18 protein-coding genes are annotated in these 16,296 nt (G+C 64.6%); 15 read left to right on the top strand and 3 right to left on the bottom strand.

Annotated elements, in window-relative coordinates; translation table 11 throughout:
- Positions 1-30: 30 nt before the first annotated feature.
- Positions 31-474 carry a RidA family protein gene (locus GA615_RS24825; RefSeq protein WP_152054042.1) on the bottom strand — a complete coding sequence of 148 codons (444 nt, stop codon included), beginning with the start codon at positions 472-474 and terminating at the stop codon, positions 31-33.
- Between the two features lie 73 nt (positions 475-547).
- Entirely contained in the window at positions 548-1,447 is a 900-nt protein-coding gene (locus GA615_RS24820) for an SMP-30/gluconolactonase/LRE family protein (RefSeq protein WP_152054041.1), read from the bottom strand.
- Positions 1,448-1,677: 230 nt separating this feature from the next.
- On the opposite strand from GA615_RS24820, the gene GA615_RS24815 reads away from it, so the two are divergent.
- Entirely contained in the window at positions 1,678-2,643 is a 966-nt protein-coding gene (locus GA615_RS24815) for an alkaline phosphatase family protein (RefSeq protein WP_152054040.1), read from the top strand.
- 23 nt (positions 2,644-2,666) lie between these two features.
- Here GA615_RS24815 and GA615_RS24810 read toward each other — a convergent pair whose 3' ends face one another.
- Positions 2,667-3,380, bottom strand: coding sequence for a DUF4058 family protein (locus GA615_RS24810; protein ID WP_152054039.1), 714 nt, complete (start codon positions 3,378-3,380; stop codon positions 2,667-2,669).
- 278 nt (positions 3,381-3,658) lie between these two features.
- Between GA615_RS24810 and GA615_RS24805 the strand changes: the two genes are divergently transcribed.
- From GA615_RS24805 to GA615_RS24740, 14 genes are all read left to right on the top strand, one after another.
- Positions 3,659-4,777 carry a hypothetical protein gene (locus GA615_RS24805; protein WP_152054038.1) on the top strand — a complete coding sequence of 373 codons (1,119 nt, stop codon included), beginning with the start codon at positions 3,659-3,661 and terminating at the stop codon, positions 4,775-4,777.
- A 379-nt stretch (positions 4,778-5,156) separates the two neighbouring features.
- The gene (locus GA615_RS24800) at positions 5,157-5,624 is read left to right on the top strand and encodes a type IV pilin protein (protein WP_152054037.1); all 468 of its coding nucleotides are present in this window, start codon (positions 5,157-5,159) and stop codon (positions 5,622-5,624) included.
- A 304-nt stretch (positions 5,625-5,928) separates the two neighbouring features.
- Positions 5,929-6,375: a type IV pilin protein gene (locus GA615_RS28610; protein ID WP_152054036.1), complete on the top strand. Its 447-nt coding sequence runs from the start codon at positions 5,929-5,931 to the stop codon at positions 6,373-6,375.
- 182 nt (positions 6,376-6,557) lie between these two features.
- Positions 6,558-8,075 (top strand): hypothetical protein, encoded by a 1,518-nt coding sequence (locus GA615_RS24790; protein WP_152054035.1) that lies wholly within the window; start codon positions 6,558-6,560, stop codon positions 8,073-8,075.
- Positions 8,072-8,626 carry a hypothetical protein gene (locus tag GA615_RS24785; RefSeq protein ID WP_152054034.1) on the top strand — a complete coding sequence of 185 codons (555 nt, stop codon included), beginning with the start codon at positions 8,072-8,074 and terminating at the stop codon, positions 8,624-8,626. The genes GA615_RS24790 and GA615_RS24785 overlap by 4 nt, the downstream gene beginning before the upstream one ends.
- Positions 8,627-8,630: 4 nt before the next feature.
- On the top strand, positions 8,631-9,422 hold the full coding sequence (locus GA615_RS24780) for a hypothetical protein (protein ID WP_152054033.1): 792 nt from the start codon (positions 8,631-8,633) through the stop codon (positions 9,420-9,422).
- Positions 9,419-11,149 carry a GspE/PulE family protein gene (locus GA615_RS24775; RefSeq protein ID WP_152054032.1) on the top strand — a complete coding sequence of 577 codons (1,731 nt, stop codon included), beginning with the start codon at positions 9,419-9,421 and terminating at the stop codon, positions 11,147-11,149. The genes GA615_RS24780 and GA615_RS24775 overlap by 4 nt, the downstream gene beginning before the upstream one ends.
- Positions 11,150-11,171: 22 nt before the next feature.
- Complete coding sequence (locus tag GA615_RS24770) at positions 11,172-12,266, top strand: type II secretion system F family protein (protein ID WP_152054031.1); 1,095 nt, start codon at positions 11,172-11,174, stop codon at positions 12,264-12,266.
- Positions 12,263-12,745, top strand: a complete 483-nt coding sequence (locus tag GA615_RS24765) for a type IV pilin protein (RefSeq protein WP_152054030.1) — start codon at positions 12,263-12,265, stop codon at positions 12,743-12,745. The genes GA615_RS24770 and GA615_RS24765 overlap by 4 nt, the downstream gene beginning before the upstream one ends.
- 15 nt (positions 12,746-12,760) lie before the next feature.
- Positions 12,761-13,213 (top strand): hypothetical protein, encoded by a 453-nt coding sequence (locus GA615_RS24760; protein ID WP_152054029.1) that lies wholly within the window; start codon positions 12,761-12,763, stop codon positions 13,211-13,213.
- The gene (locus GA615_RS24755) at positions 13,210-13,800 is read left to right on the top strand and encodes a PulJ/GspJ family protein (RefSeq protein ID WP_152054028.1); all 591 of its coding nucleotides are present in this window, start codon (positions 13,210-13,212) and stop codon (positions 13,798-13,800) included. Before GA615_RS24760 ends, GA615_RS24755 begins: the two co-directional genes overlap by 4 nt.
- Entirely contained in the window at positions 13,797-14,258 is a 462-nt protein-coding gene (locus tag GA615_RS24750; RefSeq protein WP_152054027.1) for a hypothetical protein, read from the top strand. Before GA615_RS24755 ends, GA615_RS24750 begins: the two co-directional genes overlap by 4 nt.
- 15 nt (positions 14,259-14,273) lie before the next feature.
- Entirely contained in the window at positions 14,274-14,819 is a 546-nt protein-coding gene (locus GA615_RS24745) for a DUF5658 family protein (RefSeq protein ID WP_152054026.1), read from the top strand.
- 322 nt (positions 14,820-15,141) lie between these two features.
- Positions 15,142-16,209 (top strand): hypothetical protein, encoded by a 1,068-nt coding sequence (locus GA615_RS24740; RefSeq protein ID WP_152054025.1) that lies wholly within the window; start codon positions 15,142-15,144, stop codon positions 16,207-16,209.
- The last annotated feature ends 87 nt before the right edge of the window (positions 16,210-16,296 follow it).

Below are 16,296 nucleotides of genomic sequence, written 5' to 3'. Positions count from 1 at the left end.
GGAAGACGCCGGAGCCGAGTCCTGATCGGCTCAGGCGTCCTTGATCTCGAAGATCGCCTCAACCTCGACGGCCACCCCGGTCGGGAGCTGGGCGAAGCCGAGGGCGCTGCGGGCGTGGTAGCCGTCGCCATCCTTCCCGAAAATCTCGTGCAAAAGGTCGCTGCAACCGTTGATGACGAGATGTTGCTCGTGAAATTCGAGCGTCGAGTTGACGCAGCCGAGGACCTTGAGGACCCGCAAGCCGTTGAGGGTGCCGTGGGCGTTCCAGACCGAATTGAGGATCTTGACGGCGCACTCGCGGGCCGCAGCCTTCCCCTCGTCGACCGAGAGACCGGCCCCGAGCTTGCCCTTGATGTCGCTGACGTGTCCGGAGGTGATGAGCAAATTTCCGCTGCGCACGACCAGGGCCAGGTAGCCGGGCTCTTGCTTGGTGAAGGTCAGTCCGAGCGATTCTGCGTTGTCTTGAGGGTTCATGAGCCTTTGGAAATCCTTTGTTGATGCCAGAAGGTGGTGTTGCGAAGGACCGCAACCGAATCAGCGATTGGCCTTACCGCGATTGATGGCGTTGCCAGGCCAGGCCCGGCGTTTCGACGCGGAACGAGACCAGCCGCGTGTGTTCGACCTCGGTGACGTAGACGGTCTTGCCGTCGGGACCACCGAAGCAGAGGTTCGTGGGGTACTTGCCCAGGACGTCGATTTCCCGGAGGATCGCGCCGTCGGGCGTCATGAGGATGACGGTCCCCTTGCCATGTCGCGTGATGGCGAGGTTTCCGTCCACATCACAGCGCATGCCGTCAAAACCGAAGTCGGAAAATTGTCGGATAAGCTGTTTCTCACCCAGCGACCCATCGGCGAGAATGGGAAACTTCCAGACATTTCGTTGCACGGATTCGTTGACGTACAGCCATTTCCCATCCGGGCTGACCTCGATCCCGTTGGTCGTTCCCAGGTCGCCGGCCACGCGATCGACGGTGCCTGAGGAGGCAATTTTCCAGATCTGCCCGGTGCTTTCGGACCAGTTCGGATCGCTCGCGTAGAGGGTGCCATCGGGGGCGATGGCCAGGTCGTTCGGCTGGTTCATGCGCGGTTCGTGGGCGAAGACGGTGACCGCGCGGGACTCGGGATCGACGCGCAAGACGTTGTGCCCGACGTAATCGGCCACGAACATCTGTCCCTTCGCATCGAAGACGATGCCGTTGCCGACACTTTCGCCCGGAAGCCGGACGAAGACCTCGCCGTGGCCCTCGGGAGTGACCCACCCGATCGTTCCTTGCTCGGCAAAATTGACGGCGTAGATGGTGCCGGCTGCGTCGCAGTTTGGCCCCTCGATGCCGGGCGTGAAGGCTCCCGGCTTGGTCAACGGAGCCGCTTCGTCCGGGGCGTGCCCGACGGCACCGAGCAATAGCACGGCACCGATCGCCAGCCTCCGTGGGATTCGACCATCCATTGCGTTGCCTCACTGTTGCCACGTCATCGCGGATTGAAACGGCCCTGCTTGCCCACCAACACCGATCGCGGGGCGTTCGCCATTGTTCAGTGACCCGGTCTCGTTGTAAAGCCAACGGTGACCGCCGACGCCTGGAGCGTCGGGCTGGAGCGTGGCCCCCTTGGTGATTCCTGGTCGCGCTTCGGGTATGGTCACCGAGATCACAGTGAACCGATCGCCGAACTGAGGGCATGTTCTCGATGATCACCATCTCGATCGCGTCGTCCGTCCTGGCCGTGGTACTGATGGCCTCGGCGGCGGTTCCTGACACGGGCTGTGAGCCTCCGAGGGAGGAATCTTCCCCAGGTTCGCGTGTGGATCACCTGGTGATCATCGGCGTCGATGGGCTGGGACCGGAGGGGATCCGCCGCGCCGAGACTCCGGCGATCGACGCCTTGATGGATCGGGGGGCCTGGTCGATGCAGGCGAGGGCCGTGATGCCGACCTCCAGTAGCCCGAACTGGGCCTCGATGATCATGGGGGCCGGTCCGGAACAGCACGGCGTGACCTCGAACGCCTGGGAACTCGACGCCTTTGCGATCGCGCCGACGGTCGCCGGACCCGACGGACGGTTCCCGACGATTTTCTCGGTCCTGCGAGCGCAACGCCCCGAGGCCGAGATCGCGGTGATTTACGACTGGGGCGGATTCGGCCGCCTGCTCAATCTGGACGGGACCGACCTGGCTCTGGATGCCGACGGCCCCGAGGCCGCCACCGCCGCCGCCGAGGCCGCCCTCGTCGATCGTCGGCCGACGCTGCTGTTCGTGCACCTCGATCACGTGGACCACGCGCTGCACGATCACGGGTTTCTGAGCGAGCCCTATCTCGATGCCGTTGCGGAGGCCGATCGGTTCATTGGTCGGATCGTCGCGGCCCTCGACCGTGCGGGCATGACCGATCGAACCGCGGTTCTAGTCACCTCCGACCACGGCGGGCAGGGGACCTCGCACGGGGGAGAGACGATGGGAGAGTTGCTCATCCCCTGGATCCTGGCCGGCCCCGGCATCGAGACCGGTCGCGCCCTTGCTCAACCCATCAACACCTATGACACCGCCGCCACCGCGGCGGCCTTGCTCGGTGTCGAACCCCCGGAGTGCTGGATCGCCCGGCCGGTCACCGAGTCGTTTGTCCCGGAGCCTGCCACCGTGGGTCGGTGATGGGACTGGATTTCTTGACGCGTTCACATCCTGGGAACGTCGCTTGTCTCCGGCCGCTCGACGAGGTCCCGAATCGGCTGCGGAGTGACCTCCCACGAGGCTCTGTAGGTCGCCTCGAGCGGGACGTTCACATACCATCCCGGGGCCAGAAAGAGCGGGGCCTCGGGCCAGGAATCCCCGACCGCCAGCGGTTCGCGGTAGGCCGTCAATGGCGGGCCGGCATCGAAGGCGGCCACGGTTAACGGCTTGTGAGCGGGTCGAGGCTCCGGTGGATCGTCGGCCAACTCGTCCCAGATGAGCCGATCCAGCCCTTGCGGGTCGCGCGGGCCGGTCGGGAAGGGATCGATCATCAGGAAATGAATGCCGTTGCGGAGGAAGTCGCTCGCCTTGGCCACGAACGCGCCAACGGCTGACCGCGACGTCTTGTTCCCTGGAGAAACCACCTCGATCATCGCCACCACCCGTCCCAGTTCCTGACGGATCGCGATGCGGTTGGCCTTCATGGCGTACCGGACGGCATCCAGCTCCGCCTGGGCCGTCGTCTTGATCCGGGGAGGGACCTCCGCGACGGCCAGCCCGCCCGTCGGCTCGGGACCGCTGACGCGCTGGTCGGCCATCGCGAAATAGCCTTCCGGCAAGATTCCGCGATTGAGTTGGTTGCGGATCTCGATCGTCCACCCTTGGTGGAAATCATGATACGTCCCGGCTTCGACCCGGGTCCAGTCGTGGATTGGCATGGGCCACCTCCTCGCCGTTGATTGTACCGCGCCTGGGGAGGAACGTATGTCGTCCCCGCATCCTTTCCGGCTTGCCGAACCGCGCCTGGGGGAACCCGGGCCGCCCCGGCGCTGCCCTCAAGACGCCGGCCCCACGGCCGGATAGCATGGCGGTCACGGTCGCGGCGGTCGCCCCGATCGGCCGGAACCCGTCCGCCCCCTCGGGAATCGGCCCGCCGCGCTGGACGGACTGCCCCCCTGACCTGGCCCCGCCGGGCCATCATGATTGAGGATTGCTCATGACCTTAACTCGAACACTCCTGATTGGTGCGGTCGCCGTCGCGGTCGTCGCCCTGGCCCCTCACCTCACGGTCGCCGACGAACCGGACTGGGTTCAGGTCACCGAGGACGATCGCGCCATCACGATCGAGACGGATCTGCTCGAAGCGGTGATCCCCAAGCGCGACCCGAAGCAGTGGATGACTGGAATTGAAAAAGGCTCGTTCCTTGATAAGACCACCGGATTCCGAGAGGTCGGTGACGGCCTGATGGTGATCGACTGGCTGATGGAGCCCGGCAGCGACGCCGAATGGGCGGATCAGGTCTTTGCCCCGGATGGCAACGGAGTGGGGCGCTACACCTGGTACGAGAACGAGGAGGACCCCGGCCGTCGCTCGTACGCCTTGATGGCGCACGGGAGTAGTCATCGGAAGCGGATGATCGAGGGCCCCCAGCTTTGCCATCGGATGAAGCCGGTCGAGCCGGAGGTGATCCGGGGAGACGACTTTGTCGCCGTCAAAACGAGCTATCAGTTTGAATACGCGGCCCCTGGTCGCACTCCAGGGTCAACATGGACGCAGTTGATTGTCTTTCCTAAAGGAGAGCGCTTTTTTCTCTTGATGGATCGAATCGACAGCGTCAACGATTCTCCGGAGATGTTCCTGCGGAACGACACCCCGGGCTGCATTCGCCACGAGCAAGGGGACACGTTCAGCGAAGTTTACCTCAGCTATCTCGGTGGCCCTAACGGGGTCCGGATTCCGTCTCGAGAGTTCTTCGAGCCGTTTCCGCCGGACCTGAAGTTCGGCTACCGGCGGGATCTGAATCGGACCCCGGAGGACTTCATTCGAGCGTACCGGCTCCGCGATCCGGAAACCGGCAAGGACGGCCCCTGGCTCGGTGGGCTGACGCTGGAACCGTCGGTCGTATACGAAGCCTGGTGCAGCCAGCGGCCGGGCGGAATCATTGTGATGATCGAGGAGATCCACGGCCGTCCGGTCAAGGCCGGCGAGTCGTTCAGCGCGGCTCATGTGGTCGGCTATTTCGATTCGATCGAGCAAATGCACGAGGTCTTCGACCGCTACAAGGGGCATACGGGCCTCTCGGCCGACGCCTCGGGCTGGCAGTTGTTGCCATAACCTGGGTGCGGCAATCTCCCTCCGACTTCGGGTGTTGGACCCCCTTCGGCCCCGGCAGCCGTCCAGGTCGCCGGGGCTGTTGCGCGCGCGGTCGGGGTCAGGTGGGGGTGACCTGGGCGAGGCGATTCTGCCCTGGTTTTTGTGGAGAAATTGCAACCCGTGAAGAGGTCGTTTGACAGCCGATCAGGCTCAACCTAGGTATCTCACAGCGACACTGAGCGGCACCGGCGGGGACGACGGAGTCCCACGCGATCGCCTCGCCCGCGGACGTTCCGGGGCGAACGTTCGATCGCCGGTCCGAGTGGACCGGCAGCGTGACGGGCGACGGTGTCGCGGGGTCACAGAGCATCGATCCCCCACCGAAGAACGAGGATTTTCCATGCACGCGCACCTAGCGATTCCCAAGCCCCGACGGGGTTTCACACTGGTCGAGCTGGCCGTGGTCGTCGTGATCATCGGCGTATTGGCGGCATTCGGTGTCCCGCGCTTCCTGCAATCAGTGGAACGTTCGAAGGCCGCGGAAGCCTTTGCGTATCTCTCCGCCGTCCGCACGGCTCAAGAGCGGTATCACGCCCGAGAAGGCACCTACGCCGAAGACCTGACCGCCCTGGATATTCAGGCCCCGACGCCAAAATACTTCACCGTCGGCACGGTTGCGGGGAACTCGGACATCCAGGACTCCTGGACCCTGACCCTGACACGAACGGGCTCGTCGGCCGGTTACGGAGCGTATACGGTGACCTTTACCGATCAAGGCTTCGACTCGACGAACAGCGACATCGACCCTGAGATTAACCCGATCGGTGCGCAGGGTGCCGCCCCTGCTGAGCCTCCTTCTGGCGGTTGATCCTGATCCTCGCCCGGCGTGAGGCCGCTCCGCCCTGCCGAGGATCGCGGGGTGGCCCCACGACGTTTCGAACCGCGGCGGGTGACGACGCCAGACAGCGCGTCCCTCCCCAGACGACCCCGCCACCAGTGAATCATGCGGGACGGGGAAAGCTTTCCGCACACCTTGATTCGATTCAAGGGTTCAGTAGACGCCGAGCAGGCCATTCGGGCAGGCTCAACGTCTGAAGACCTGACACACCGAACAAGGTGGTGATCCCGCAGGATTCTCGGAAGAGTCTTTCGATGCAAAAGGGGCGGGTTCCATGCAAACTCAACAGACCACCTTGAAGCCTCGTCAGGGTTTCACACTGGTCGAGCTGGCCGTGGTCGTCGTGATCATCGGCGTTTTGGCGGCATTCGGTGTCCCGCGCTTTCTCATGTCGGTGGAACGTTCCAAGGCCGCCGAGGCCTTCGCCTATCTCTCGGCCGTTCGCAATGCCCAGGAACGCTTTCACGCCCGAGAAGGCATTTATTCCGACACGTTGACGGATCTGGATATCCAGGCGCCAACCCCGAAATATTTCAATCCCGGCCCCATCACGGGAAATCCCGACCTCGAACTCTCGTGGACGATGACCCTGACGCGGATCGGCCCGTCGGCCGGGTACGAGAATTACGAGGTGACGTTTAACGAGGAAGGCTACGACGCGATCAACAGCACCATCAGTGCCGAGATCAATCCCGTCGGTGGGTTCAGCGGTGGGACGTAATCCGAAGTCGGGTCGCCGCGCTGAGTCCTCGGGTGGTCACGACGGCCACTCCCATGGTCACGGTCCTCCTGCGAGGCCCGCCGCCCACAACGCGGGCGGCGGGCCTCGATTCGTCCCGGAACGACCGGTGAACCGGTTCCCCCTCACACCCAATCGGACTGGCCGGGGAAGGCGTACGATCGATGAAAGCGATCCTGGCAAAGATTCCGAGGAGGCGCAGCGTCGGCCTGCATGTCGGGGACCGCGAGATCGCCCTGTCTCGAATCGCCTTCACGCCCCTGGGTCCGGTCGAGGTCGATCGGAAGGTTGAGCCGCGATCCTCGGGATCGCCCGCGGCGATCATCCAACGGCTGCTCGAACCGCTTCGCACCAGCCAGGGCTGGCGGCGAGCCCCGATCGCCGTGGGAATGCCGGGCATGGGCGTGTTCTTCTCGACCCGTCCGGTCCAGCTTCAGCGGAACGCCGAGGATCAGTCTCCGCAGGTCTTACTGCACGAGATCTTGCAGTCGGCGAACCTGAATATTGATCACATGCAGGTTGATGCCATTCGATGGCAGCCGGGCCGCCGACCGCTGGCCAGTGTGGCGGCCTGCCGCAAGAAGGCGATCGGCCCGATCCTTGAAGCGCTGGAAGATTGTGAGGTTCGCCCGTACCAGGTCGAGCCGGCGCCCTGTGCCTTGCTCCGTGCCGCCGTGGAGCGGTTTCGAACCCCTCGCAGATGCCCGACGGCCTTGCGGGTCTTCCTCGGTCGAGAGCACGCCCTGGCGATCATGACCGCCGACGACATGCCGCTCATGTGGCGTTACTTTCCGCTCGAATCGGGTGCCGAAGGGACGGCGATTCTCTCCACGTATCGGTTTATTTCGAACAGCTTTCGCGTCTACGGGGCCGACACGGCTCCGGCGGCCTTGATGATTCACGGCCGCCCCGATCTCGACACCTTGACCGATGCGGCGATCTGGTCCGGCGTCCCGATTCGGGTCCTCCGTTATGACACCCCGGCGTACGAGGCGGGAGAGATCGCCGCCGGGCTGGCCATGGGGTGCTTGCCGCAGCTCTCCACGTTCAACCTTGCCCGAGAGTTACGCCCACCAGAACCGATCTTCAGCCTGCTGCCCTGGGGGCAGATGGCGGTGCAGGCCTCGGTGCTGGCCCTGGCCACCATGCTGATGATCGAGCACCGCCGCTCGCTCGACCGTGAGTTCATCGCGGTTCGGGCCGAGCAGAGCCAGTACCCCTGGCTTCAGTCGCTCGACTTGCCGAAGCTGCGTCAGGAGCGTGACGACCTGATGCAACGGACCTCGTCGATCGAGCGGTATCTCTCGACCCGGATTCTCTGGACCGAGTGCAAGCGAGAAATCGCAGAACTACTGCCCGAAGGGATGGTGGTCACGAAGTTCGACGGTCAGGCCTCCTACGAGGTCGTGGGTGGAAAGGGTCGGCGGACCGCGCCGAAACGGTCGCTGACCCTGGCGATCGACGCGCCGATTCCCGCCGGCGGGGCTGTCTCTCCGGAAGTCGAGGTCCTGATCGAGTCACTCCGGGAAAGCCCCTTGCTTCACAAAACGCTCCCGGACGTCGGCATGGCGGGACTGCGCTGGGGAGCCGGCGGTCAGTCGCGCATTCCGACGGCCTCCTTCATCATCCATTGCCAACCGGGAGCCCCCTCCTCCCGGCCCTCGCGCGAGACCTCCCCATGAGCGACGCATCGTCACCCTCCCGACTGGTGAATCTCCTCCGGGACTTGTTGCACCAACCGAACCGTCTGGGGCTGGTCCTGAACCTGGTCTTGCTCGTGGCCTGGTATCTGGCGACCTACTCGCCGTTGCATCGCGCGATCGCTCAGGACGATCACCGGCTCAACATCGGCCGCCAGCGGCTGGCCCTGGCCCACGAGGTGGAACACCTTCGCCAGCAGGCTGAAGCGTTCAGCGCGTTATTGCCCGAGTCGGACGAGGGGGATATCTGGGTTCCCTTCATCATGAGCGGGGTCCGTCAGTTTCCCGAGATCAAGCTGGTTTCCCTGGAGCCTCGCCCTTCCATGAAGGTCGGCCCTTACTCGGCCTCGGCCCATCGGATCGTTCTCGAAGGGAATTTCCCGGTCCTCGAGCAATTCGTTCGATGGCTCGAAGCATCGCCTCGGCTGATCCGAATCGACTCGATCCAGGTGAGCCGCAAGACCGGAAGCAGCGCCTCTCAGGGGGGTGGACTCAACGAGATGCAACTGCTCCTGATCGGAGTCGAGGGATAACGTGATGTCCAACGAACTGATCAAACTCGGTCCGCTGGCCGGCTTCCTGCTCGCCGTCGGTTACTGTGTCTGGCCGCACGTGGCCCCACCACCGCACCAGGCCGCGCCGACCCCGGCGTTGCCAACGATCGATTCCAGCCTGCTGAAGCCTGACTTTGGCCCTCCGTCGGCTCGTGATCCGTTCCGCCAGGCGGGTGATCCGGCGCAGTTGGCCGCTCAGCCCAGTGATGCCAAGGCGAGCCAGGCCGCCTCCAGTCGGTTGCGATCGAACCCCTCCGGGACGACCGCGGCGGCCCCTCGCATGCCGGCTCCGGTCTTGGCGCTGGGGGCAACGCTGGTCTCGGGGGATCGCCGGGCCGCCATCATTAACGGCCGAGTCTATCGCCAGGGAGAGCTCCTCGAACGGCCCGACGGCTCACCCCGAACGGCCTGGACGGTGGCCCGCATCGAGCCCGGTCGGGTGGTGCTCGGCCGCGAGAACCATCACGATTCGCTGGTCCTTGAGCTGCCCGACCGGCTGGCCGCGCTGATGGCCGAAGCGACCCCGGCGGCGAACGACTCGTCCGACGAGCTCGGGCTGCGGGCGGGACTGGAAACCCTGACCGACGCCCGGGCGGCGCTAGCGGCGGCCGGAGTGCATCTGCCGGTGCCGGACCTGATGGAACAGATTGCTCGACAATCGGGTGGCAGTTTGCCGGAGATCTCGAAGGCGCTCCTTCGATTGCTGGTGGATCCCCCTTCGAGCCGGTTGACCTCGCGCCCCGCGCTCGCCGCTTCCGTGGAGGGATCGCGATGAACACGACCCGCGTGGCCGATGAACGGTCTCTGTTGATCGAGCTGTTGTTGCAGCGCGGAGCCGTCACCCCCGAGGGGCTCCGCGAGATCCGGAGCCGGGGCCAGGAGCTGAACGAGCGCACCTTGATTCTCGGCGGCTTGGTGGGGGACTCGGAAATCGCCCGGACCTATGCCGAGTATCTTGCCGTTCCGCTGTACGACCCCGGGTCGGAGATGCCGACCCCCGAGCCGGAACTGGCCCGATTGCTCACCGAGAAGCTCTGTCGGGATCAGACCATTGCCCCGGTTGCCATCCGGGGGGATCAGCTCGACCTGGCCTTCGTCACGCCTCGCGAGATGCTGGTCATCGACGAGGTCCAGTTGCTGACGGGGCTGCGTGTCCGACCGATGATCGCGCCGATCGGCGTCGTCGAGCAGTTGATCGAAGACCTCTACCGATCGACCCGCTCGTCCACCGTCTTTGCTCCCGATGCCGAGAGCTTCGAGCATGCGGACCTCGACGATGAGGTGACCGAGGAGGAAGACCGAGCCGGCACCCTGGTCCTCGATGAGGCTCCCCCGCCGGGGCGCGACGGCCGGATCATCCGGATGGTCAACCAGATTCTCGAACACGCCGTCCGCGCCGGGGCGAGCGACATTCACCTCGAACCGTTCGAAGATGCCTGTAAAATTCGCCTCAGGATCGACGGAAACCTTCAAGAATATCAGGTTCTGAACCGTCAGGTCTTCGTGACGATCGTCTCGCGGCTGAAGATTCTCGGCCGCATGGACATTGCCGAGAAGCGCATTCCCCAGGACGGTGCCATCACCCTGAAAAGCGGCGACCGTCGCATTGACCTGCGCCTGAGTACCATGCCCACGGTCTACGGCGAGAAGCTCGTCATTCGGTTACTCGACAAGACGGCCATTCCGCTGGACCTTCGAGGTTTGGGCCTCTCGAACCGTCAGATCGAAGACATCACCGAGGCAATCCGGTCACCCCACGGCCTCGTCCTGGTGACGGGTCCGACCGGTAGCGGCAAGAGTACCACGCTGTACACCTGCCTGAACCTCCTCAATGAGTCAAATACGAACATTTGCACCGCCGAGGACCCGGTCGAGTATCGCTTCAAGGGGCTGAACCAGGTGCAGGTCAAGCCCCAGATCAATCTCACCTTCGCCAACGCTCTCCGCGCGTTTCTGCGACAGGACCCCGACATTATCATGGTCGGCGAGGTCCGCGACCCGGAAACCGCCGAGATCTGCATGCGATCGGCCCTGACCGGCCACCTGGTGCTTTCCACCCTGCACACGAACGACGCGCTCAGTTCGATCAGCCGATTGCAAGACATGGGGCTCGAACCGTTCATGCTCGCGTCGACCCTGCGCTTGCTGCAGGCGCAGCGGCTGGTGCGGAAGCTTTGCCTCCACTGCAAAACGCCTTACGAATGCGATGCCGAGACGGCCCGCCGCTATCACCTTGAAGCGGGCCAGGTCCTCTACCGGCCGGTCGGCTGCGAGGCCTGCCGAGGTTCCGGCTATCACGGCCGAACCGGCGTGTTCGAGGTCATCCGCATCACCCAGACGCTGGCCGACTTGATCCAGGCCCGCTCATCACTGCCTGAGTTGCGGGCGGCGGCTCGCGCGCAGGGAGCCGCCATGCTCATTGATAACGCCATCGAGAAAGCCCGGCTCGGCCACACCAGCCTCGAAGCCGCCTTGACCGTCGCAATGGCCGGCGACGACTGATCCGATCCGAGGAATTCCGACGATGGTTTTCGACGAATGGGTGATGTCCCACGCCCGGGTGGCAAGCAAGCCGCACACCAAACTCGGGATCGACGACATCCTGGCCTTCTTCCAACAACTGGCGACCCTGGTTGCCGCCGGCACCCCCTTGCTGCAAGCGATCCAGATTGGCTCGGAGCAGGCCGAGAGCTTTCGGTTGCGCCAGATCCTCTCGGAAATTGCGGCCAGGCTGTCGGCCGGCAGTTCCTTCCATGCCGCGGCCGCCAACTATCCGGAAGCCTTCGAGCATTCCTGGATCGAGATGATCCGGACCGGCGAGATCACGGGCCGGATGTCCGACGTCCTCCGCGAACTCTCCGGCCAGGTCCAGGAGGCGCGCGATGCCAGGCGGAAGATGCGCGGAGCGCTCTTCTACCCGATCGTTCTGCTCTGCGTGGCCACGCTGGCCATTGCGGCGATGCTACGCTTCGTGGTGCCCACGTTCGATCGCATGTTCAAGGAAATGGGAGCCGAGCTGCCAGAGATCACGCAGTTTGTCGTCTCGGCCTCGCAGTTCGTCGTCAGCTACGGGCTTTATCTGCTCCTCGGAACGGGTCTGACGGTCTTCGCCTTTCGACGCTACTACAGCACCGATGAAGGCCGTCGCCGCGTGCTGGGGATGCTCATGGTCACCCCGACCGTGGGAGATCTGCTCATTCAATCGACCATGTACCGCTTCGCGTCGAATCTCGCACTGTTGCTCAAGAGCGGGGTCCCGATGCTCGAAACCCTGGAAACCCTGCGAGGGATCCTCGGCAACAACCCGATCTACCGAGACGCGCTCGACCAGGCCCGCCGGCGGGTGGCCTCGGGGCAATCGCTCGCCTCGGCGCTGGAGGAAAGCGGCCTGTTCACCGGGATGGTCATCAACATGGTCCGCACGGGAGAGGAATCCGGGCAGCTGGCGTCGGTCATGGATCGGGTGGCGCCCTACTATAGAGAAAAGGTCGAGTCCCTCATTTCCAGGATTTCCAAGGCGCTTGAGCCCTTGATTGTCGTGGGGATGGGGGCGGTGATTGCCGTGATGATGCTCTCGATCTACCTCCCCATGTTCAACATGTCCGGTGGCATCCAATGACCGCTCTGTCGGGCCGAGAACCGAGGCCGCGCCGCTCCGGATCGACGCTCGTCGAACTCATGATTGTGGCGCTGCTGATCGGCATCTTCGCGGCCATGGCGATCCCGTCGTATCGCTCGTCGGTGGAGCAGGCCCGGACCGACATGGCCGCCGCGAACCTGCGCACGCTCTGGGCCGCCCAGCGGTTCTTCTATCTGAATGAGCGCTACTACACACCTGATCCTGATGATTTGATCGCGTATGGCATTTTCCAAAGTTCCGAGATCTCAAGCGCCTCGGCCGGTGGACCGTTCCTGATGTACAACGATCCGTCGTTCCTCTACCGGATCGTGCTCCAGCCCAACGGAGAGTTCCAGGCCACCGCCACGCGATCGGCCGGGACCGCCTTTCACGGAGTCCTGACGATTGACGCCGCGGGGGTTGTCACGGGCGAGGTGACCGACACGCACGGGCGGGTTGTTCGGCCAGGATTCCGGTGATCGGGAGGTTGGACCATGAGACGAGCGATTCTCGATGCCTGGCGACCTCCGATCGCGCGGCGAGGTTCTACCTATCTGGAAGTGCAGGTGGCCTTCGCCGTCCTCGGCGTGGCGCTGGCCGGCCTGGCGCCGATCGTGGCCTCGCAGACCCGCTTGATTACCCGGATCGAGCAGACGATCTCGACCGACACGATCAATTACCTCGTGCCCGCGCAGCATCTCGGGGCGTCCGAGAATCGCTGGCTCCGCAAGCTCGGATTCGACGCGACCCTCTCCGCGAATCCCCCGGCCACCGCCCTCGCCCCCCCCATCGACCGAGCCAATTCGGTCTCGATCCGTTCGTCAAGCCTCTCGATGATCGGGAACAGTGCCTGGGTCGAGGTGTCCGTCACCCCCATCGCTCCCGAAGCCGACGACACGGGATCTTCGGGTGAAGCGCCGCCGAGTGATCCGGAGCCTTTACCATGAGTCGAGGCCGCCACCGCCGCCAGGGCTTCACCCTCATCGAAATGGCCATTGCCACGGCCTTGACCGGGCTGCTCGGAGTCCTCTGTCTCCTCTCATGGAAGGCCTTCGGGGTGCCGGCGGTCGACTCGTACTACCGGGGCCGAGTGGCCGGCGAGGCCATCATGGCCGCGGCCTCTCTGGCCACCGACCTGGGCGGATCCCTGCCCCCGTTCAGCGGGCCAATCGGCGAGCGGGACGAGCATCGCCTGGTCGGCTGGCGCCTCGAACAGGGCAATCTGGAACTCTGGTACGACAGCGCGCAAGAGCCCGCCGAGCCGGCCCCCGAGGGGGAGCCCTCGATCTTCGAAGCGCCAAATCACGCCATCATTTATTCGTTTCAGTACGCCCCGGGCACGACGCGCGGCATGCTCGTTCGCACCGATTCGAGAACGGGGATCTCCTCGGTCGTTGCCACGGACCTTGCTTCGATGCAAGTCGACATTCCGTATGGTTCCGAGGAGCGATTGATCCTGACGCTGGAATTTCAGTATCGCATCTTCAAGAAGCGCTATTCCCGGTTCTACACCTTTGAGGCGATCAAACCATGAGACGCCCGATTGTTCGGCTCCGGCGTCCGGGAATCGCTCTGACCGCGGTCCTGGCGCAGCTCACCCTGCTGTTCATGGTCTGGAGCCTGGCCAACCGCCAGTGCACCACGACCATCGGCATGGAGGAAGCCCTCCGCCGGCGCACGGAGCAACAGGCCGGAAGACGTTCGGCCCTGGCCGTCGGGCTCGGGTTGCTCGAAACCGGCATCCCGGCGGAGGAGAAGCTCGACGAATTCGGGGCCTATTCGTGCTTCGTGGTGTTTCTCGATGTCCCTTCCGGCTCGCTGGTCCGCTACACCCTGATTTTCCAGCGCCTGCCGGATCCGGAACCGCTCCCCGACCCTCCGCCGAGTCACTGGAGCCTGACCGCGGTGCCGTACGACCCGGTCGCCCATCTCGATGTCGAGGGGCCGATCACCACGTTTGAGCCGACTCCCGAGTCCCCTGAATTGCCCTGACCATGGAGCCGAGTCGTGGATCACGCCCCTGACGACTGCCCCCGCTCTGGCGATCGCCGGAAACGACCGACACGCCCCTGGGATGCCTTCCGATCGCCGGCCCGACGACAACGGCATCGACGGGAAGCGGATCTCGGTCCCTTTTCCTTCGTCGATCGCTACGACAAATCGCTGGGAATCATGATCCTCTCGCTCTTGATCCTGACACTCACCGACGGCGTGCTGACGATGATTCTCATCGACCTCTTTTGTGAAGAGGCCAACCCGCTCATGGCGGTCCTGATCGAGCACGGGCCGATGACCTTCGTCCTGGGCAAGTACCTGATGACCGCCGTCTGCCTGCCCATCTTGCTGATCTTTCAGCATCACCGGATGTTCGGCACGCGATTCCGGGTCCGACACTTCTTTCCCATCTTCATCGCGCTCTATCTTTCACTGCTTGCCTATCAGCTTTTTCTGCTGCGGAAAACCTCTGAGGCCATTCATCGGCGTTCCCCTCCAAGCTTTGCGACCGATGCGGACCGGTTCTCCTGCCCGAACCTGATGACCCGATCGTGTTGAGTGTTCTGCGGGGAAGGGAGCGGGATTCGGCAGTGTTTTGCGAGCTGCGCGTCCCGGCTTCCCGGGGTCGGACCAGAACCCTCGCCCCTCCTCGTCCGGCTGGCGCGAATCGCCCCGAGGGAGTGGTCGTGCCGGATGATCCTTGAGTCTTCGCCAGGAGCGGTTCGACTCGGGTGGCGCGTGGCGATCACCCAGGCCGATAGGAGCTTTCGGTACGCCCCCGTCGTCCGGCGGACGCCAGGTCTCGGCGCGCGCAACGTCTCGTCGCCAACGGCCCGTCGAACCGAGGAGGGCCCGTCGAACTCAGGAGGGCCAATCGCCGATGAGCACGCCGCGACGATCTCGATTCCGTCCCGGGACCTGGGATGCGCTGGAAGAACGCATCGTTCTCTCCTCGATTGGCTTCCGAGAGCCCCTGGCGCGCCCTGCGCTGCGAGACTGGGCCCAATCCCTCGCCGCGATCCGAGCGGCCAACCGACCGACCCCGCCATCACCCCGCGTCCTTCAGGCTCCGAGGATCGCGCGGTTGCCTCAGACGCCGATGGCCGCGCGAGTGCCTCAGGCACCAATGGCCCGGACCCTTCAGACACCGTCGGTCGTCATCAACGAGCAATACGACCGCTTCCGGGCCGACCTTGCCGGGGCGATCAACCAGTACCTCCGGACCTTCGACGTCGAGCCTTCCCAGACGGTTCAGCTGACCCTGGTCGACGGCTACGAGCCCGGCAACGGCCTGTTCTCGGTGCCCAGCGGGATCAGCCTGCCCCCGGCCAGCGCCGAGGCGCCGCTGGAGGTCGCGGCCCGGGCCCCGGGCGAGACTCCGCGACTCTACCAGATCACCGGCACCGCCTCGGGCCTGCTGACCGGCGTCCAGGCGTACAATCCCCTGTCCGGCGGCTTCGGCAGCATCATTACCGCGGAAGGGACCATCATTCCCGCTCCCGACGCCCCCCTGCCGGCCGGCTCGACGCTGGAGATTGTCCTGCTGACGCCGTCGCCGAACGTCGACAACCTGGCGAACCAGTACCTCAGTTTCGTCGCCGACCGGACCTCGAGGCTTTCTCAGGACCTCGTCACCTACTTCAACCGGCTGCCCATCCGCCTGCCTCGAATGCCCGGGGCGTACCACACGCCCCGGCCCGAGACGGCCATTCAGTTCTTGCTGGCCAACCAGATCGCCGGGCAGGGGCCGCAGTTGTTGCTCCAGCAACTTACCTCGCAACCCCTGCCGTCGGGCTCGGATGCCGCCGTGGAACTGTACCTGGCGACGATCGACACCATCGTCGAGAGCTCTCGGGAACAGATTCTCGAAGGAGTCCGCCTGCTCTTTGCCGGTCGGAGTGTGCTCGGCACCGGTCAGATCACGCCGGTGATCCCCGTTCAACCCTGACCAACCGCCCGGATCGCAAACGGAACCTCCTGACGGGAACGAAAAACGATCGGCGGGCGGAATCGGCCGATGGTTCGGCGTGATCCG

The organism is Tautonia marina (genome assembly GCF_009177065.1).
GTDB lineage: Bacteria > Planctomycetota > Planctomycetia > Isosphaerales > Isosphaeraceae > Tautonia > Tautonia marina.
This window is presented reverse-complemented; position numbering and strand designations above follow the sequence as displayed.